The organism is Nocardia sp. NPDC051787, from assembly GCF_040681325.1.
Classification (GTDB): domain Bacteria; phylum Actinomycetota; class Actinomycetes; order Mycobacteriales; family Mycobacteriaceae; genus Nocardia.
On record NZ_JBFAYO010000006.1, the window covers coordinates 1 to 18,610 of the forward strand.

The 18,610-nt window shown below is 66.0% G+C and carries 19 protein-coding genes and 1 pseudogene; 11 read left to right on the forward strand and 9 right to left on the reverse strand.

Annotation, left to right across the window (positions count from 1 at the left end; all coding sequences use genetic code 11):
- Positions 1–186: 186 nt before the first annotated feature.
- Positions 187–594 (reverse strand): hypothetical protein, encoded by a 408-nt coding sequence (locus tag AB0M45_RS07945; RefSeq protein ID WP_364324141.1) that lies wholly within the window; start codon positions 592–594, stop codon positions 187–189.
- Between the two features lie 337 nt (positions 595–931).
- Here AB0M45_RS07945 and nrdF point away from each other — a divergent pair, with 337 nt between their 5' ends.
- Positions 932–1,894: a class 1b ribonucleoside-diphosphate reductase subunit beta gene (gene nrdF, locus AB0M45_RS07950; RefSeq protein ID WP_364324143.1), complete on the forward strand. Its 963-nt coding sequence runs from the start codon at positions 932–934 to the stop codon at positions 1,892–1,894.
- Between the two features lie 332 nt (positions 1,895–2,226).
- Here the strand turns inward: nrdF and AB0M45_RS07955 are convergent, their stop codons facing one another.
- Positions 2,227–2,541, reverse strand: coding sequence for a hypothetical protein (locus tag AB0M45_RS07955; protein WP_364324145.1), 315 nt, complete (start codon positions 2,539–2,541; stop codon positions 2,227–2,229).
- 296 nt (positions 2,542–2,837) lie between these two features.
- On the opposite strand from AB0M45_RS07955, the gene AB0M45_RS07960 reads away from it, so the two are divergent.
- Positions 2,838–3,470 (forward strand): helix-turn-helix transcriptional regulator, encoded by a 633-nt coding sequence (locus tag AB0M45_RS07960; protein WP_364324147.1) that lies wholly within the window; start codon positions 2,838–2,840, stop codon positions 3,468–3,470.
- Complete coding sequence (cutA, locus tag AB0M45_RS07965) at positions 3,449–3,775, forward strand: divalent-cation tolerance protein CutA (protein WP_364324149.1); 327 nt, start codon at positions 3,449–3,451, stop codon at positions 3,773–3,775. Before AB0M45_RS07960 ends, cutA begins: the two co-directional genes overlap by 22 nt.
- A 229-nt stretch (positions 3,776–4,004) precedes the next feature.
- Here the strand turns inward: cutA and mgtE are convergent, their stop codons facing one another.
- The gene (gene mgtE / locus AB0M45_RS07970; RefSeq protein ID WP_364324151.1) at positions 4,005–5,369 is read right to left on the reverse strand and encodes a magnesium transporter; all 1,365 of its coding nucleotides are present in this window, start codon (positions 5,367–5,369) and stop codon (positions 4,005–4,007) included.
- A gap of 671 nt (positions 5,370–6,040) precedes the next feature.
- Between mgtE and AB0M45_RS07975 the strand changes: the two genes are divergently transcribed.
- The 4 genes from AB0M45_RS07975 (at position 6,041) to AB0M45_RS07990 (ending at position 9,978) form a co-directional block, all read left to right on the forward strand.
- Positions 6,041–7,123, forward strand: coding sequence for an ABC transporter substrate-binding protein (locus tag AB0M45_RS07975; RefSeq protein WP_364324153.1), 1,083 nt, complete (start codon positions 6,041–6,043; stop codon positions 7,121–7,123).
- Positions 7,120–7,980 carry an ABC transporter ATP-binding protein gene (locus AB0M45_RS07980; protein WP_364324155.1) on the forward strand — a complete coding sequence of 287 codons (861 nt, stop codon included), beginning with the start codon at positions 7,120–7,122 and terminating at the stop codon, positions 7,978–7,980. The genes AB0M45_RS07975 and AB0M45_RS07980 overlap by 4 nt, the downstream gene beginning before the upstream one ends.
- On the forward strand, positions 7,973–8,863 hold the full coding sequence (locus AB0M45_RS07985) for an ABC transporter permease (protein WP_364324157.1): 891 nt from the start codon (positions 7,973–7,975) through the stop codon (positions 8,861–8,863). Before AB0M45_RS07980 ends, AB0M45_RS07985 begins: the two co-directional genes overlap by 8 nt.
- A 170-nt stretch (positions 8,864–9,033) precedes the next feature.
- Positions 9,034–9,978, forward strand: a complete 945-nt coding sequence (locus tag AB0M45_RS07990; RefSeq protein WP_364324159.1) for a TauD/TfdA family dioxygenase — start codon at positions 9,034–9,036, stop codon at positions 9,976–9,978.
- Positions 9,979–10,216: 238 nt separating this feature from the next.
- Here the strand turns inward: AB0M45_RS07990 and AB0M45_RS07995 are convergent, their stop codons facing one another.
- A complete protein-coding gene (locus AB0M45_RS07995) occupies positions 10,217–10,741 on the reverse strand; it encodes a hypothetical protein (protein WP_364324161.1) in 525 nt (174 codons plus the stop codon).
- 380 nt (positions 10,742–11,121) lie between these two features.
- Between AB0M45_RS07995 and AB0M45_RS08000 the strand changes: the two genes are divergently transcribed.
- From AB0M45_RS08000 to AB0M45_RS08015, 4 genes and pseudogenes are all read left to right on the forward strand, one after another.
- A complete protein-coding gene (locus tag AB0M45_RS08000) occupies positions 11,122–11,391 on the forward strand; it encodes a type II toxin-antitoxin system prevent-host-death family antitoxin (protein ID WP_195128273.1) in 270 nt (89 codons plus the stop codon).
- Positions 11,381–11,860 (forward strand): type II toxin-antitoxin system VapC family toxin, encoded by a 480-nt coding sequence (locus tag AB0M45_RS08005; protein WP_364324164.1) that lies wholly within the window; start codon positions 11,381–11,383, stop codon positions 11,858–11,860. Before AB0M45_RS08000 ends, AB0M45_RS08005 begins: the two co-directional genes overlap by 11 nt.
- Positions 11,861–11,890: 30 nt before the next feature.
- Entirely contained in the window at positions 11,891–13,333 is a 1,443-nt protein-coding gene (locus tag AB0M45_RS08010; RefSeq protein WP_364324165.1) for a cytochrome P450, read from the forward strand.
- 30 nt (positions 13,334–13,363) lie between these two features.
- Positions 13,364–13,519: pseudogene (locus tag AB0M45_RS08015) on the forward strand (LLM class F420-dependent oxidoreductase); the annotation flags it as partial.
- 8 nt (positions 13,520–13,527) lie between these two features.
- On the opposite strand, the gene AB0M45_RS08020 reads toward AB0M45_RS08015, so the two are convergent.
- The 5 genes from AB0M45_RS08020 to AB0M45_RS08040 form a co-directional block, all read right to left on the reverse strand.
- Positions 13,528–15,141 carry a serine/threonine-protein kinase gene (locus tag AB0M45_RS08020; protein WP_364324167.1) on the reverse strand — a complete coding sequence of 538 codons (1,614 nt, stop codon included), beginning with the start codon at positions 15,139–15,141 and terminating at the stop codon, positions 13,528–13,530.
- Positions 15,138–16,808, reverse strand: coding sequence for a DUF6777 domain-containing protein (locus AB0M45_RS08025; protein WP_364324168.1), 1,671 nt, complete (start codon positions 16,806–16,808; stop codon positions 15,138–15,140). The genes AB0M45_RS08020 and AB0M45_RS08025 overlap by 4 nt, the downstream gene beginning before the upstream one ends.
- Positions 16,809–17,008: 200 nt before the next feature.
- On the reverse strand, positions 17,009–17,641 hold the full coding sequence (locus AB0M45_RS08030; protein ID WP_364324170.1) for a DUF1579 family protein: 633 nt from the start codon (positions 17,639–17,641) through the stop codon (positions 17,009–17,011).
- Positions 17,642–17,680: 39 nt separating this feature from the next.
- Positions 17,681–17,932: a hypothetical protein gene (locus AB0M45_RS08035; RefSeq protein ID WP_364324172.1), complete on the reverse strand. Its 252-nt coding sequence runs from the start codon at positions 17,930–17,932 to the stop codon at positions 17,681–17,683.
- On the reverse strand, positions 17,908–18,582 hold the full coding sequence (locus AB0M45_RS08040; protein WP_364324173.1) for a dienelactone hydrolase family protein: 675 nt from the start codon (positions 18,580–18,582) through the stop codon (positions 17,908–17,910). Before AB0M45_RS08040 ends, AB0M45_RS08035 begins: the two co-directional genes overlap by 25 nt.
- Positions 18,583–18,610 lie beyond the last annotated feature (28 nt).

The following is an 18,610-nucleotide window of genomic DNA, read 5'->3' on the forward strand; positions in this document are numbered from 1 at the left end:
GACCCGAACACGGTGACGCTGGGCGAACTCAAACAGGACGCCGCCGAGATCGTCACGCGCCGGCACGCCCGGCGGTCGGCCGCCACGGTAGAGCGCGCAGGGCTGGGCGAAGTCGTCTGCCGCACCGACCGCACGCACAACCCACGGCCCCTGAACCCCTCCGAGACGGGTTCAGGGGCCGAAAACTTATCGCGGCGCGGGCTGTACCGCCGCGAGCTGCCTGGCCAGCGCCCAGATCACCAGCACGTCGATGGCGATCAGCACCAGCGCCCAGAAGGGGTAGATCGACACGAACAGGAAGTTGTCCAGGATGCTGATCGCCGCCAGCACGATGCCCGCGAGATAGCCCCAGGTCTTCCCGGTCACGATGCCGATGCCCGCGGTCACCACCAGCACTCCGATCACCAGGTGGATCCACCCCCACGCGGTGACGTCGATGAGGAACACCTGATCCTCGGTCACCACGAACACGTCGCGCCCCGCGATCGCCGCGATGGCCGTCAACAGGTGCAGGACACCGGCGACGAGGATGAGCACGCCTGCGAAGATCGTCATGTCGCCGAGCACCGGACGGGTGCTGATCGGACTGGTCATAGCACTCACTCCTTCCAAACGCGACACCTGTCCGGCCCAACGTAATCGCTCACCTGGTCGAATCCGCGCAGGTAGCCGGGGTGGGTCACGCCATCGACCGAGTATCGGCAAACGAATAGCGATCGGTTGGGCACGGCGAGACCGATGTGGTCGCCGGCGGGCGCGTGCCGCACAATAGGGAGCCGCGCGCGGCACGTCCCGGCGTTCTTCCGCACCCGGAAGCATGCCGCGGCGACACAAGGTGTTGTGCTACGCGGACTTGTCACCCACAAGGAGTAGTGTTCCAAGGGTAGGCATTCCGTGACGGCAGCGGGCTTGGGAAAGGCATGGAGACAGCATGAAACTGATCGATCGGGTGTCGGCCATCAACTGGAATCGGGTGCCCGACGAAAAGGATGCCGAGGTCTGGGACCGGCTGACCGGCAACTTCTGGCTGCCGGAGAAGGTCCCGGTCTCCAATGACATTCCGTCGTGGAACACCCTGACCGCCGACGAGAAGCAGCTGACCATGCGGGTCTTCACCGGCCTCACCCTGCTGGACACCATCCAGGGCACGGTCGGCGCGGTGAGCCTGATCCCGGACGCACTGACCCCGCACGAAGAGGCGGTGCTGACCAACATCGCGTTCATGGAGTCGGTGCACGCCAAGAGCTACAGCTCGATCTTCTCCACGCTGTGCTCCACCCGCGAGATCGACGAGGCGTTCCGCTGGTCGGAGGAGAACCGCAACCTCCAGCGCAAGGCCGAGATCGTGCTGTCGTACTACAACGGCGACGATCCGCTGAAGCGCAAGGTCGCCTCCACGCTGCTGGAGAGCTTCCTGTTCTACTCCGGTTTCTACCTGCCGATGCACTGGTCGTCCCGGGCCAAGCTCACCAACACCGCCGACATGATCCGGCTGATCATCCGGGACGAAGCGGTCCATGGTTATTACATCGGCTACAAGTATCAGAAGGGTCTGGAGCGAGTCTCCCAGGCCGAGCGCGACGAGCTGAAGAACTACACCTTCGAGCTGCTGTTCGAGCTCTACGACAACGAGGTCGAATACACCCAGGATCTCTACGACGAGGTCGGCCTCACCGAGGACGTCAAGAAGTTCCTCCGCTACAACGCCAACAAGGCGCTGATGAACCTCGGCTACGAGGGCCTGTTCCCCAAGGACGAAACCGAAGTCAACCCCGCCATCCTCTCCGCCCTCTCGCCGAACGCCGACGAGAACCACGACTTCTTCTCCGGCTCCGGCTCCAGCTACATCATCGGCAAGGCCGTCAACACCGAAGACGAAGACTGGGAGTTCTGAACGAGCGCCGCTCGGCTGGGCATCCCGGCCGAGCAGCCGCCCCCTCCCGCAACAGCTTCCTCAGCCGCTGCGGCCATTCTCCCGAATCCGAATCGCACACCGATACATCGAGGTGTTGGGCCGACTTCCGCAACCGAGGCATTCCGGTAGGGCGCGTTCAGGGATAGTCCGTGGCTTCCGGCGCAAGCTCCAGAAACTCGTTTCTCGCCGCCTGGATCCGGTCGAATTCTGGTCCACTCGGGGGTTCCCCCACCCGTGCCCATTGGTCGCACGCATGATGGAACGCGACAACTGCCCGTCTGTATTCGGCGGACCTGCGCAGATTTACGGGTTCACCGATCATCGAGCCCTCCAGCCGGAAGGTCGGCCGAGTCCAGCAGGGTCGACCAGTAATCGTCCCGCACCGTGTTCCACAAGTCGTGGTGTTCCGGGAACCACTCACGGGCCTGCGCCAGATCGGGAAAGGTGTCGAATAGGACGGTCCCGGGCTGAACCGCGGGCAGCAGATTGCCGGGGAACCGGTACGCCGTCGAGCCGTCGTCGTTGACCCGGAAGCGGATCACGTACGCGCTACGGCCGAGCAGTCGCCAATACGCCGTCTTCCGGCCGTCCCCTGTCTCGGTGGTCCGGATTCCGCCCTTCCTCATCGGAGACCGTCCGTAGCTTGGTGTTTCCCGGTGCCGGGGGATGCGACACCTCGGCACCGGGAAGTCTGGAGTTCCCACTCGGCGTGAACTCGCAAGAGCCGATCCTCTCGGCACGGCGTAGCGGCGCCCGATGGGTACGGGTAGCCGGGAGATACGCACTGGGGCAGTTCTTCACACACGTCGTTGTCCTCCCCTGCGAAACACCGATTAGTCAAAACTGTCTGATCAGACGTACATGTCTAATCATAGGCCCAGTGGGTACGCTTTGCTCAGCAAACGAGGGAAGGAACGCGGCGGTGAGTACTACCGGCGATGTCATCCGAAGGCAGCGAGAGCAGCTGCACCTGTCCCAAGACGGCCTCGGTCGACTAGTCGGTGTGGGGCAGCGCCAGATAGCCAGATTCGAGTCCGGCGCCTCGGAACCATCACTCTCGATCGCGGCGCGACTGGCGAATGCGCTGGACGTGTCACTGTCGGAGCTGGCCGGCGTCATGCCGCGCGGGCTCGATCTCTCCGGTGACTGGTGGGCAGGCTGGCAGACCTGGAAAGACGATGTGGAGCGGATAGACGTGCACGAGCTGACCATGCAGCAGAACGGCGCGTTCATCGCCCTGAACGGCGGACGAGCCAGGCCGGTCTCCGAGGGCTCCTACGAGTGGCGCGGGGAGATGAAGCTCTGGGACAACGAAATCTTGATGGGTTGGTACATCGCAACCGATGGCGCCGTCCGGTCGAAGGGCTCGCTGTACGCCGTCCTGCATCCACACGGGCACGCAATGATCGGATCGTGGACCGGCCTCAGCTACGCCGGGTTGATCGTTCGTGGCTGGGGCGTAATCGCCCGCGACCGGGACCAGGTCGAACAATTGATGGCCGAATTGATCCAGACCCAGGGAAACTTGACGACATGGCCGAAGACGAAATCGTAGATGTCTCTATTACCGCGGATGATCCGGCGTGGCTGGCCGAGTTCACGCACAAACTCGTCGAGGACGAGCTGGTAGCGTGCGGCAACGTCATTCCAGGTATCCGGTCGATTTACCGCTGGGAAGGCCGGATTCACGACGACGCGCAAGCACTTGTCGTCCTGCACACACGCGCCAGCCTGGTGTCCGCGATCATCGAACGGGCCGACGCCGAGCACCCCGACGAAACTCCCCAGGTCCTCGCCGTCCCTGTGGTCGACGCCCATCCCGGCTACCGGCAATGGGTTCTCGACTCCACGCGAGGCTGAATCCGAAAACCCCGTGACAGTCGGCTTTCCCGACGCTCAAAAATATTGGCGCACAACCACTTCGAGCGACTGCAACGCCGCCTGAGCCGAATATCCGGACCCGGCAGGCATTCGGCCCGGTCGAGCGGTGAAACACCGTGATATTGCTGATCGAATGAGGGGGAATTTGTCTCGATATACCGGCGCTGATCGCCGCGCTGCCAATGACCGCTGTCGTGTTCCGCGAGTTTCAGATGCCGAGAACCAGTTTGGCCGTGGTGAAGTAGATGATCAGGCCGGTGGCGTCGACCAGGGTGGTGACCATCGGGGCCGAGACGACGGCGGGATCGATGCGCAGCTTCTTCGCCAGCAGGGGCATGGTGCCGCCGATGGTAGCGGCCCAACCGCAGATCAGGACCAGCGTGATGCCGACGACCAGGGCGATGCGGGTGCCGACGAACACCGCGCCGATCCCCAGGCCCACGGAAGCCAGCAGGGCACCCAGCACCAGGCCCACCCGGCATTCCCGCCAGATCACCCGGAACAGATCCGACACCCTGACCTCGCCGACCGCGAGTGCGCGCACGCAGGCGGTGGCGGCCTGCGCGCCCGCGTTACCGCCCGCGCCGATCAGCAGCGGGATGAACAGCGCCAGGTGCGCCGCCTGCTGCAAGGTGCCCTCGAAGAAGTCGGTCACGCTCACCGTGAGGGTCGCGGCGAGCAGCAACAGCAGCAGCCACAGCGCGCGATAGCGGGCCAGCTGGAACACCCCGGCGGCCATGTAGTGGCCTTCCCACGGCGCCGAACCCGCCTGACGTGCGACGTCCTCGCTGTCGGCGGCCTCGATCACCTCGACCGCGTCATCGATGGTGAGCAGCCCGACCAGCCGGTCCTCGCTGTCCACCACCGGAAGGTTGATGTCGTTGGTCTCGCGCATCAACCGGGCGGCCTTCTCCGCGGCGTCGGTCGCGCGGGCGAAGGCGGGCTCGGTGACGACCAGCTCCGACACCATCGTCCCCGGCTCGCTGAGCACCAGTTCCCGCAGTTCGACGATGCCGGTCAGGCGCCTGCCCGCATCGACGACGGGCAGCGTGTACACCGTCTCGGCGTTGCCGCCCTTGGCCCGCACCATGCCCAGCGCCTCGGCGACAGTCAGCTCACGCGGCAGCGCCACCACCTCGGGCGTCATGTACTGCCCCGCGGAACCCTCCGGGTAGCCGAGCAGGCTCGCAGTCATCCTCCGCTCGCGCGGACTCAGCCCGGCCAGCACCTTCTTGGCGACCTTGGCGGGCGCTTCGCGCAGCATGCGGGCCCGGTCGTCGGGCGCCATGCCCTCGACCAGCTCGCGGAAACTCTGATCGCGCAGACCCTGCAGGATCTGCTGCTGATCCACCGGCTCGAGCTCTTCGAAGACGGCCAGCGCCAAATCTTTGTCGAGCAGGCGGAACGCCATCCCGGCGCGCACCGCGTCCATGCGGGCGAGCTGATCGGCGATGACGTGCGGCGGGTGGTTGCCGAGCCAGTCGAGCGCGGCGTCCACACGGTGGGCTTCGACGATGTCCTGCAGGGACTCGGACAGCGTCGGGCGTACTTCGATGATGTCGGTCTGCGACATGGGAGGACCTCAGCACATGCGTGAGTGAACAAGGAGCGCGAAATTCACACCGCGGGCGCCTGCCCCCGCCGTCGCAGATCAATCAGGCATGCGAAGGGGCGGCGCCGCGCGGCCTTCGACTGGGAGGTTCGCTGCGCATCGCAACCCCACCTCCTACTCGTCGTCGCCGCGGATCCGGGTATCCGCACCATTCCGATCAACATCCCATGGACGTCGAAAACATCCCCGTGCAGCTTACCCCGCTTCGGGGAGAATGATCACCTCATAGTGAGCGCTGTAACCGAACCGGTTTTGCGCACCACCGTGAAACGGTGACTCATCGACGCCGGGATAGCAAGGTTTCACGCACCCGGCGTCGAACTGTTGCTCCCATGCCTGACAACAGGGACAGTGTGTGCCAAGCAGGCTCGGACGTCGCAGACCACGGGCCCTTTCCCAGCACAGCTCACGGAAGTCTCGAAGTGTCGACAGCCACCGCACTGATCCGCCGTCGCGGGATCGACTTCATGCGCATCCCGCACGGAATCTGTCGCCGCTGACGTAGCGGTCTCACCCGAATCCCGCGCGTCCGCCGCCGCCCCCGCACGCCACCGTTTCCCAACGGTGGCGTGGCCGCCGCATGCCGAGCACTCCAGCTGCACGGCACCTTCTCGTCTTCGAAAGAACGAACAATGCCCCATCCCTCATCCACCCGGCGCGTCGCCCGCGCGCTCTCCGCCGCCGTCGCTTTGCTCACCGGCCTGTCGGTGCTCACCGGTTGCGGCGAATCCGCGCCCGCCAAGACCGCCGACGGCAAGTACGTGCTCCGCTATCAAGGAGCCACGGGCCAGGTCGGCGCCTATGAGCTGGCCCAAGACCTGGGCTACTTCGAGCAGATCACACTGCACTGGGAAGGCGACACCACCAGCGGTCCCGCCAATATCCAGGCCGCGGCGACGAATCAGGTCGAATTCGGCAGCGCGTTCAACGGCGCGGTGGTGAAACTGATCGCGGGCGGGGCGAAGGTCACCTCGGTGCTCAGTTCCTATGGCGCGGACGAACAGTCGTTCACCGGCTACTACGTGCGTGAGGACGCCGGCATCACGTCGGCGCGCGACCTCATCGGCAAGAAGGTCGCCGTGAACACCCTTGGCGCCCATCATGAATTCATCACCAGGGAGTGGCTGCATCAGCAGGGTCTTTCCGAGCAGGAGCTCGAGCAGGTGCAGCTGACCGTCGTGCCTCCCGCCAACACCGAGGACGCGGTGCGCAAGGGACAGGTCGAGGTCGGCGCCCTCGGCGGCGTCTTCCGCGACACCGCACTCGGACGCGGCGGCATTCGCCCGCTGTACACCGACAAAGCCATCTTCGGCACGGCCGGCTACGGCACCTACGTCTTCCGCGACGACTACATCGCCAAGAATCCCGAAGCGGTAAAGGACTTCGTTCAGGGCACCGCACGCGCGATCCGCTGGCTCCAGGTGGCGCCGCGCGAGCAGGTGCAGGCGAAATTCACCGAGATCATCGCCAAGCGCGGCCGCAACGAGAACCCCGGCTTGGTGCCGTACTGGCTGAGTTCGGGAATCCCGGCGCCGGGCGCGGTGGTCGCGGAGAAGGAAATCCAGATCTGGATCGACTGGCTGGTGCGCAACGGCGAACTGCCGAACGGCAAGCTGAAGGCCACGGATCTGTTCACCAACACGTTCAACCCGTACGCGAACGGCACCTACCGGCCGGAGAGCGGGCCGACCGGCGAGGCGGTGGCGGCGAAATGACCACGACCGCGACGAAACTGTCGCTCACCGGCGTGCACAAGCAATTCGCGGTGCGCGGCTCGCAGGAACGGTTCACCGCTGTCAAGGACATCTCGCTCGAATTGCGCGAGGGCGAGTTCCTGGTCCTGGTCGGGCCGAGCGGATCGGGCAAGTCGACCCTGCTCGACCTGCTCGGCGGGCTGAGCAAGCCGACCTCCGGCGAGATCCTGCTGGACGGCAAGCCGATCACCGGGCCGGGCCTGGACCGTGGCATCGTCTTCCAGCAGTACGCGCTCCTGCCGTGGCGGACGGCGCGCGCCAATATCGAGTTCGGCTTGGAGGCCAAGGGTCTGCGCCGCACAGCGCGCCGGGAACTGGCCGAGCACTATCTCGAGCTCGTCGGGCTCTCCGGTTTCGGCGACCGCTACCCGCATGAGCTGTCCGGCGGCATGAAGCAGCGCGTGGCCATCGCGCGCAGCCTCGCGTTCGACCCGGAGGTGCTGCTGATGGACGAGCCGTTCGCCGCGCTCGACGCGCAGACCCGAGAATCCTTGCAGGACGAGCTGTTACGCATCTGGCGGGCTACCGGCAAGACCGTCCTGTTCATCACCCACGGCATCGACGAGGCGGTCTACCTCGGCCAGCGGGTGGCGGTGCTGACCTCGCGGCCGGGCCGGATCAAGGCCATGGTCGACGTCGAGATCGATCGCCACGCGGGCGGCGACATCCGCTCCTCCGAACGCTTCCGGGACTACCGCCACGAGATCTGGACGCTGCTGCAAAGCGAGGTCCAGCGGGCGGCGAGCTTGGAACGCGAGTCGCTGTCCGACCACCCTGCCCATGCCGAATCCACCACCGAGAGAGCGGCCCATGTCTAGTGCGATTCAGCTCACCGAGCGCCCGATTCAGCAGAGCGCGGCCGAGCCGTCGCGGCCCGTCTCGGCGCGGCCGGCGTCAAGCGCGGCCCCGTTGGTCGCGAATGCGGTCCACATGGCCGGCCGGTTCGCCTGGCGGCTGTTCAAACCGACGTTCGTGATCGCGCTGTTCCTGCTGGTGTGGCAGTTCGCCCCCGGCGCCGGACTGGTGGACGAGGTGTTCCTGCCACCCTTCTCGGTGGTCGCCCAGGCGTTCACCGACCTGGTGGCGAGCGGGGAGATGTGGACGCACATCTCCGCGAGCCTGAACCGTTCGCTGGTCGGATATTCGATCGCGTTGGCCGTCGGGATTCCGGTGGGCGTTTCGATCGCCTGGTACAAACCTGTGGCGGACTTCCTCAACCCAATCCTGGAGTTGTTCCGCAACACCGCTGCGCTGGCGTTGCTTCCGGTCTTCCTGCTGATCCTCGGCATCGGCGAAACCTCGAAAGTCGCCATCGTCGTGTACGCGAGCTTCTTCCCGATCCTGCTGAACACGATCACCGGCGTGCGTACCGTCGACCCGCTGCTCATCAAATCGGCGGCATCGCTGGGTTTCTCGCCGCTGCGGCTGTTCCAGAAGGTGATCCTGCCCGCGGCATTGCCATCCATCTTCACCGGACTGCGGATGGCGGCAGCCAGCTCGATCCTGGTGCTGCTGGCCGCCGAGATGTTCGGAGCGAGAGCCGGACTCGGCTATCTGATCACCGCAGCGCAGCAGAATTTCGCGATCCCGAACATGTACGCCGGAATCCTCGCCATCTCGCTGCTCGGTCTCGGGTTCAACGGGCTGCTGGTCACGCTCGAACGCCGCCTGTCACGGTGGCGCGTCCCGGCCAACGCGTGACCATGTCCGCTCGATATCCGCTCACCGGGAGTCGGATCGCCATGCCGCTGACGAAACGCCGCGTCATCGACTTCATGCGCATCTGCCGCAGCGCTTGTCGTCCTGGCAGCCGCCACTGCTCCTCCGGTCCAGCACGGGCCTGATCCTCTATCTCGAAATGAGTTCACGAAATGACCGCCGTACACGAAACCTCCACCTCCGCCGTAACCGACACGGTGCACATCGCACCGGTCGCCGGTTACATCGGCGCCGACATCTCCGGCGTCGATCTGCGTCAGCCGCTGACCGACCAGCAGGTCGCGGCGATCACCGACGCGCTGCACACCCACAAGGTGCTGTTCTTCCGCGATCAGCACATCGATCACGCCCAGCAGATCGCCTTCTCCCGCCGGTTCGGCGTCGTCACCCCGTCGCACCCTTATGACGATGACGCACCGACCGAGTACCCGGAGATCCTCGCGGTCGACAGTCGCCTGTACGAAAAGCGTTTCGGAGTACGGAAGTTCAGCTACACCAACTACTGGCACACCGATGTCTCGGCGCTGATCAACCCGCCCGCGGCCTCGATCCTGCGCGCCGAGATCGCGCCGGCACGTGGCGGGGACACCGGCTGGACGAACCTGGTGGCCGCCTACGAAAACCTGCCGGAATCGCTCAAGCTGTTCGCCGATGGACTGCGTGCCGAGCACCGGTTCGGCGGCAACCAGCCCGCCTGGAGCTCCGACAGCGACTACGCGAAGAAGGTCGCAGCCGCGCCGTTGGTCACCGAGCATCCGGTGGTCCGGGTGCACCCCGTGACCGGTGAGCGGGCACTGTTCGTCAATCCGGGCTTCACCACCCGTATCGTCGGGCTGTCCCCCAGCCAGAGCGACGCGGTGCTGAAGCTGCTGTTCGACGAGGTGACCAACCCGGCGTACACGGTCCGGTTCCGCTGGGAGAAGGGCAGTCTCGCGTTCTGGGACAACCGCGCGACCGCACACCTCGCACCGAGCGACCTGAACCACCTCGACGTCACCCGGGTGCTGTACCGCACGACACTCGAGGGTGACATCCCGGTGGGTGTGGACGGTGCGCCGTCGAAGTCCATCGCCGGGGAGAAGTTCACCGGCGCGTAGGGAGCGGGCAATTGAGACCGGCCGGGCGTCCTCGGGGCCGCTCAGCCGGTCTCGTGCGGCCGACGCTCGGACATCCGCACTGATCGATCGTCGCCGCCACCGCGAGTCCGACCGCATCCCACGTGGGAACATGACGCACCCAACGGAGAATCGGATCGGACTGCACCCCGAACAGGTCCGGTGCGGCACCAGTCGGCAACGTGTCGGCGCGGAAATACACGCCCATCGGCGTCAGCGCTCACTCCCTACGGTCGTCCTGGAGGAGCGTCGCCTCCACCGCGAGTTCGGCCTCATTCCAAGTGGAAACATGCCGCACCCAGCCGGGAATCGGATCGGTCTGCACCCCGAACAGGTACCGGTGCGGCACCAGATCGCGCAGCGCGCGGTGCACGTCGAGGCGGTCGTCGATCATGTGGGTGATGCCGAGTTCGGCGCAGTGCACCGCCTTGTCCGCCCGCGCACGGCAGAAGCGCACGTTGTCGCGCGCGATCCCGGTCCGGTCGTAGAAGTCGTGGTGGTCGAGCCACCGGCGGGTGCGCTGCTCGACCCGAGGGCCGCATTTCGAGATCACCCAGGCCCGGCCTCCGAAACGCCGGACCAGACGGGGCAGGACCTCGAACGCGCCCGGACTGGGCGGCGTGCGCAGTGCTTCGGCGAGGCCGCCGGACAGGAATACGGTGTCCTCGTCACCGGCCGCCGAGGCGGCTCCCTGGATGACTCGGCCGAAATCGACGCCGAGTCGAAGTTGTCCTTCTTCGTACATACGACATCCAGCGTGACCGATCCAGCCCGCCGAGGCCAGCGAATTCCGCAGCCGTCATCCCCGTCAGAGTTGGACACACCATGCGCCGAACGGTTGCTCACAGGACGTGCACTGAGAACAGTGGAGGCGGAGCCGTGTTACGGACTGTGGCTCGACATACGCGAAGGGGCCCGCGGTTGAGACCGGCGAGCGGTCGGCTGGCTGATCGTTTCGTCGTCATTGTGAAGCGGGTGGCATCTGCCAACTCGTCAGCCTGGATCAGGCACCTGACCTGGTTCGGTGCTTAACACCCCGATGTCATGACCACGGTCGGATGGCCCAGCACATAAGCCTGTGCCACGATGTAGCACCGGATGGCACGCCGCTGATACGATGGGTTCATGCCCGCACAACCCGAGATCACCCAGCGCGACCTGCGAAATCGGTCGAAGGAGATCATGGACGCTGTCCAGCAGGGGCAGGCGTTCACCGTCACCCGAGACGGGCATCAAATCGGTGAACTGATTCCACTACGCCGACGCCGACGCTTCGTTTCCCGCGCAGAGTTCGCGGCGATGTCGCGCAGCGCGCCGGACATCTCGATCGACGCTTTCCGAGCCGACCAAGCCGCCACGGCCGACCAGGAGGCGGACGATCCGTATGCCCGCTGACTACGAGCAGGGGCTGCTCGACACCAATATCATGATCATGCGCCGATGGATCGATCCGGAGCAACTGCCCGAAGCGATGGCGATCAGCGCGATCACCCTGGCGGAACTGTCAGCCGGACCGCATGAGGTGCGCCGCAACGACGAACAAGACTCCTACGACGAGCACGTCGAGCGCGCCCGCCGCCTGGATGTGCTCCAGCGCGCAGAGAACGAGTTCGACCCGATCCCTTTCGGTGCGGAAGCCGCGCGAATCTACGGCAGGGTCTGCGCCGGCGTCATCAGCGTCGGACGCAAACCGCGCCGCCGAGTCGCCGATCTCATGATCGCCGCCGTGGCCATCGCCGAACAGTTGCCACTGTTCACGACGAACCCGGATGATTTCCGAGGATTGGACGAACTACTGACTGTGGTCACCGTGACACGCCCTGAGGTGCCGACTGACCGCGCACCGCTGAGCGTTGACCACTGACATCTGCCAGCCGGTCTCGCGGCGCAGCTCGTGGTCAACCGAATCCTGCTGCGGCAGTTGGCCTTCAACCATCTCGCCAAAGTTCTGCGGACATCCGGCCGGTCGGTTTTACTTGTCGCTTATGACTTCCACTTCCACCACCGGGCTACCCCGATGGCCGCAGGCCGCCTCCGCAACACCAAGCGCTTCGTGGTCGACCCGATTACGTTCCTCTCCGACTCTATGGCTCAGCACGGCAACGTATTTCAGTTCCAGCTGATCACCGGGAACGTGGTCGGGATCACCCATCCCCACCACATCAAGTACATCTTGCAGGAACGCATGGCCAACTTCACCCGCGAGACCCAGATGTACGACATCATCGAACCGTTCGTAGGGCGCGGGCTGGCGACCATCGCCGACCACAACCGGTGGCGACGCAACCGACGCCTCGTCCAACCTGCCTTCCACCACAAGAAGATCAATGCGCTCAGCGAGATCATGGTGGCCGAGATCGACTCCCTGTGTGACGAATGGGCCGAACATGCCCGCGCCGGACGCACGATCAACATCGGCGAGCAGATGAGCCACCTCACATTGCGGATCGTGGTGCGGGCGCTGTTCGGATTGGATCCGCACGGCCCGGAGGTCACCGGCTTCTCCCGCGCGACGCAGAAGGTGAATGCCGAATTGGGGAAGTTCGTGCGAATGCCCCTGGTCCCTTTGAAGTTTCCGACGCCGAGCCACCGGCGCTTCTGGCGGGCTATTGCCGAGATGGATGCCATCGTCTACACGGTGATCGACAAGCTGCGCGACGCTGACAGCGGCGGCCTGCTCTCCATGCTCATGAGCGCGACGGACGAAGATACCAACGAGAGCCTCACCGACAGGGAGCTGCGCGACGAGGTCGTCACCATGCTCTTCGCCGGTCACGAGACCAGCTCCTCGGCCCTGACGTCAGCCATGCTGCTGTTGCAATTGCATCCGGAGGTGCGTCAGCGGCTGCGCGATGACGTTGACGCCGCGTTGCCGGGCGGGCACGCCACCATGACCGACTTGCCCTCGCTGTCCTACAGCAAGCAGGTGCTGGAGGAGGTATTGCGGCTCAAACCACCGGCATGGATGGGACAACGTCGCGCCACCGAGGACGACGAGATCGGGGGCTACCACATCCCCGCAGGCACTCCGCTGATGTTCAGCTACTACCACGCACACCGGAATCCCGAGTGTTGGGACCAGCCCGACAGCTTCGACCCGGACCGCTTCGCCGCCGACGCGGTCGCCACCCGTGACCGGAACGTGTATCTGCCCTTCGGTGCGGGCGGGCACCTCTGCATAGGCAACGCGTTCGCGATGATGGAGATGCAGCTCGCGCTCTCGACCATCACGAGACGGTTCGAGTTCGCCATCGAGAACCCGGACCTCACCCCGACTTCCGCGCTGACCCTCAACACCAAGTTCCCAGTCATCGCGACGCTGACCGAACGGCGATAGCGCTGCGAACGCTGGCGTGATGCCGCAGAGTTCACCCGCAAATCCGAGATCCTGCGCGCGCACTGCGCCGAGGTCGGCACCGACTTCGACGCGGTGGTGCGCTCCTCGAACTTCAACGTCGCGATCTGCGCGATAGAAGCCGAAGTCGAAGAGCGCCTCGCGCCCCTGGCCGACCGCCTGACCCCCTTCGACGGCTATTTGAATGCGCCCTGCTGCTGCCACCAGGTGAACAATTGCGCGGCGCCGTCCGGGCTGTCGGCCAATGCCTCGCCGAGGGTGAGGGCGGGCTCCGCGCTCCAGACGATCTCCGGGACGGCGGGGCTTTCGATGGTGGCCATCCGGCAGGTCATCTGGCCGGTCGCCTGGGGCTGGCCGTGCGACGCGTACGGGCCCGGCATGCTGCCATCCGGACACTTGACGACCTGACCAGAGGACTTGGCGGTATAGCCGCTGCGGAGCGCGGAGACGTCGGGGTACAGGGTGAACGAGGCGCGGGGGACGGACGCGGTTGCGGAGCAGAACAATCCGGCTGACTCGCCGGGTTGCGGCGGACTGGGCAGACAGTTGCTCTGGTCATATCCGGGTGGCAGCAGGCTCAGCAGTTGGCGCTCCGCGGAGGTGAACCGGTTGGTCGCTGCGGTTTCGGTGGTCCGAGCAGTGTTCGCATCGGGCCGTTGCGAGAGCCATACCCCGAGGCCGACCGCAACCGCGAGCACCACGAGTCCCGCGGCGACCACGGGTATCCACACGCTCCGTTTCGGTCGGGCGCGCGGCGCCGGTGGGGGCGGGGCTGCTAAGGGCGGGGCCGGTGAGGGCGGCACCTGAGGGGCGGGTCCAGGTGGCGGACCGAGCCACTCGGCAGGTGGCCGACTCGCTTTGGTCGGAAGCGGCTCCGGTTGCCACTGCGCCTTGTTGACGACCGTGGTGGCCAGTCTGCCGGCGAGGATTCTGGCCGCTGTGTGCTGGTCGGCGCTGTCGAGAGCGTCGTGGGCGGCGCGGGCCAGATCGCCCGCGCTGGGGTAGCGGTCGGCAGGGTCTTTCGCCATTCCGCGTGCGATGACAGAGTCGAATGCCACGGGGATTCCCGGGTGCACCGCGCTTGGTCGTGGGATCGGGTCGAACAAGTGGGCGGTGATCAGTAGCTCGAGGCTGTCGGCAAGATAGGGGCGAGTGGCGGTGAGGCATTCGTGGAGCACGCAGGCGAGCGAGTAGATGTCGACGCGGTGGGAGATCTCCCCTTGCTGAAAGCGTTCGGGCGCCATGTAGGCGTAGGTTCCCAGGGCCGTGCCCGTGCTGGTCAGCACGGTACTGGTGGCCGAGTGGGCGATACCGAAGTCGACCAGATAGGCGAAGTCGTCGTCGGTGACGAGGATGTTGGCGGGCTTGATGTCGCGGTGGATCAGTCCGTCGGCGTGAGCCGCATCCAATGCCGCGGCGACTTGGCCGATAATCGCCACGGCGCGTGCCGGGGCCATGGGGCCGTGACCGGTGAGGAGACCGCGGAGATCCTTCCCCCGCACCAGCCGCATGTCGATGAAGAGCATCCCGTCGATCTCGCCGTAGTCGTGGATCGGGACGATGTGCGGTTCCTGCAGGCGCGCGGCGGCACGGGCCTCCCGGCGGAACCGTTCACGGTACTGCTTCTCAGCGGCCAGATGTTCGGGCAGGAGTTTGAGGGCCACCGTGCGATCCTTGGCGGTGTCGTACGCCTCGTAGACCTCCCCCATGCCGCCGTGGCCGAGCAGCGTTCTGAGCTGGTAGTGCCCGAAGTGGGCGCCTACCCGCGATCCTGGCGTGGGCTGGCTCATGCCATCGTCCACGGGATCTGGACGGTTGCGCCGCGCAGTTGTTCGGTTGTGACGCCTGCTGCGACCACAACAGACGGATCGTCTGTCGCGATGTCGGTTCCGTCGATGAGCGCGCCCAGGGTCGGCGGTGGCTGTGTCAGATACGTGGGCGCAGTTGTCTGACGCGTCGCGGGTGCCTGATGCTGGGGCGCGGGCGCCTGAGACGTGGGCGCAGGTGCCTGGGGCGCGGGCTGCTGACGCTGTGTCGGCGCGGGCGCCTGGGGCGCGGTCTGCTGACGCTGCGGCGCAGGAGCCTGAGGCGCGGGCTGCTGATGCTGCGGCGCAGGAGCCTGAGGCGCGGGCTGCTGATGCTGCGGCGCAGGAGCCTGAGGCGCGGGTTGCTGATGCTGTGTCGGCGCAGGTGCCTGAGGGGCGGGCTGCTGACGCTGCGGCGGGGGCGCCTGAGGCGCGGGCTGTTGGTGCTGGGGCGCAGGAGCCTGGGGCGCAGGTGCAGGTGCCTGAGGCGCAGGCTGCTGACGCTGGGGCCCAGGAGCCTGAGGCGCGGGCGCTCGAGGCGCAGGCGCGGGTGCCTGAGGCGGAGGGGCAGGAGCAGGAGCCTGAGGGGGAGGCGCAGGAGCGTCACGCGGGGGCGCAGGCGCATCACGCGGAGGGGCAGGCGCATCACGCCGAGGCGCAGGCGCATCACGCCGAGGCGCAGGCGCATCACGCGGGGGCGCAGGCGCATCACGCCGAGGCGCAGGCGCATCACGCCGAGGCGCGGGAGCCTCCCGGGGAGGCCCGAAAGGTACCGGAGCCGGTGCAGGTGTGGGTCCGACCGGTGCTTGCGCTGGTGCCGGTCTCTCGGATGGGACGGCAGCATCCCTGTCCCCGGTGCTGTGGGCAGGGCGAGTGAATGTCTGTCCGGTGACGACATCGACGAGGACGAAAGTATTGATGACCACGTTCGGTTCCACGACTACCACCGCGCCTGGGTGGTATCCCTCCCACGGCTGGCCGATGTAAACCGGAGCACGGGTCAGCGGAACCGGCGGGGTCAGCGGGTTGCCGCAGTAGCAGCGAGCGCGGGGAATGCCATAGTCGTCGACGAGCACGGCGGTCCCGGCCTGCATCACGGCCTGGAAGGGAGTCGGGCGCTGACCGTCGAAGCCGTGATTGGTCACCCGGGTGTCCGCGCGGAGCAGGACCGGGGTCAACTCACGCAGATAGGTGGGCAGGTCGGACTCCGTCAGCGGACGTCCGCCACTCCAGTACAGCGTCGGATCGGCGTTGAGGGCCGCGACGAACGCGGCAGCCTCAGCGGGATGCGACATGAGGAAGGCGATCATCTGTTCGCGGTCGCAGCTGGCGTTGTCCAAAGTGCCGCCGTACAACCTCTCCCGGTCGCCCGGGTAAGGCTGCGAGACCAGGTCCGTGCCGTCGCCTTGTGGCGGGACCGTGGGAAACTTCGCATTCGTCGGCGGCAGCGAAGCAGCGGGCGGCGTGAAGGGATCCGGACCCGGGTCGTCGATTCGAGCGAGCACCACCTCACCGCCACGCTCGTCGGACCCTGAAACGGTGAGATACAGTGCGGCCCCCGCGCCGCCGCCCAGCAACAGCAGCACCAACAGGGCCAATAGTGGCCAGTATCGTCGGACAACCACCACATAGCCTCCGGGGCAATCACCCATTTCGGCTACTCGTACTCATCGTAGACCTGGCCGATCCGCCGATCCCTCCACCTGCCGCCAAGATCGCTTTTCAAGATCAACGGCACATGGCTGCGGCATTTCGTGAGAAAGGCCCTCCGTCGTGTGCCGCTGATCTTGAAGCCGCGCGGCGTTCTATCCGGCGCAGAGGCGACGTTACGTGCGGACTGTCCGCAATGGCCCTATCTGCGGCGGGTGAGTTCCACGCGGTCGGCGAGTTGTTCCGGAGCACCGGGCGGTGAGAAGTAGATCTCCATGACGACGCGATCCTGCGATTCCGGCTTGATCAACGTGCGCATCGGGATCGTCTTGCCGGTGAACTGCGGTCCGAGAATGCCGGGGTCGGTGAACTCGCCGGCCATGCTGATATCACCTCCACCGCCGGAGTTCTGGGCCCCTTTGTAGCTCATCGTCATGGGCGTGACGTTGTCGACGGTGGTCCATTCGTAGCGGTTGTCGGTCGGGGCGTAGCCGAGTAGGCCCAGCCGGTAGTACGGTGCACCACCGGGTGTTCCCTCCGCCTCCTCTTGGAGAAAGTTGTTGCCGGTCTTGCCGATCCAGTGCCAGCGCGACACGATCTCGCGATGGACCGGGTTGTCGACCGTGCCTCCGGCGACGAAAGTCGACTTCGCGCCGGTCCATTCGCCGACGAGAACATTCAGCCGCTGGTGGCCCGCATCCTGCTGTTCGGGCCGCTCGGCGGTCGATTCGGCCGCTGCGGGCAGAGGCTGCGTCTGGTCCGAACAACCTGCGCCGAGGACCGTGAGCGCGGCCGAGGCGACAGCGGCCAGTGTTCGAGACAGTGTTCTGCGCAAGGAAAATCCTTCTGGGAGAGAGTGCCTGGGGAGATCGCGTCAGCCGAGGGTGCTGCGGAAGTGTCGCACGACGTGTTCCACGGCCTGGCTTACGGTCGGTTCCCGGTCGTAGAAGTCGAACTGCGTGCCCTCGATCCAGATCAGCTCTTTCGGACCGGCCAGCTGGGCGTGGAAGGCCCGAGCGCCGTCCGGGATCGCGCCGTTCTCGCTGTGCACCAACAGCGTGGGGATCGTGATGTTCCGGGCGACCGGAATGGCGTTGTAGGTCAGCCACTCGTTCCAGCCCTGCACCGCGAATCGGTTCGCCCATTCCGGCACGGCGCCGCGAGTGGCGTCGACGTAGTAGGGAAGTCTCCGGACATCGCGGCCGAGGGATCGGTGGTGCTCACCGCCGCAACGTAGTCGATCTCGCCGGTGCTCTCGTAGCGGGCGCGAGCCGCGAAACCCGCTGCCAGCCGCTGGGATACGCCTTCATTCCCGCCGTACATCAGCGCAACCAACTCCGGATCGTGCAGCCAGGGTGCGACCATCGCCAAGGACCGGACCCGCGCGTCGCCCGCAGCATTCACCGCCGTATATCCACTGCTGGCGCACACGCCCAGCGCGCCGATGCGCTGTACGTCGACATCGGAGCGTCCAGCTAGGAAAGTGACCGCGGCACGGATATCGCGACTCTTGCGCGACGGAGATTCGAGGTCACGCGGCTCACCACCGGATTCGCCATAGTGGGTAAAATCGAAATCCAATGCGGTGAAACCTTGTTCGGCCAGTCGCCGGGCATACACCTGCGGCATCTGCTCCTTCACCGTGAGCCACGACCCGGTGACCACCACGGCGGGCAGCCGGGTCTCCGCTGCGTCGGCCGGCCGGTAGAGCCGACCGACCAGAACGACGCCGTCACTGTCGAAAGTGACCTTTTCGACCTGAACCTCAGAAACCATGGCACCACTGTGGGCAGACATCGATGGA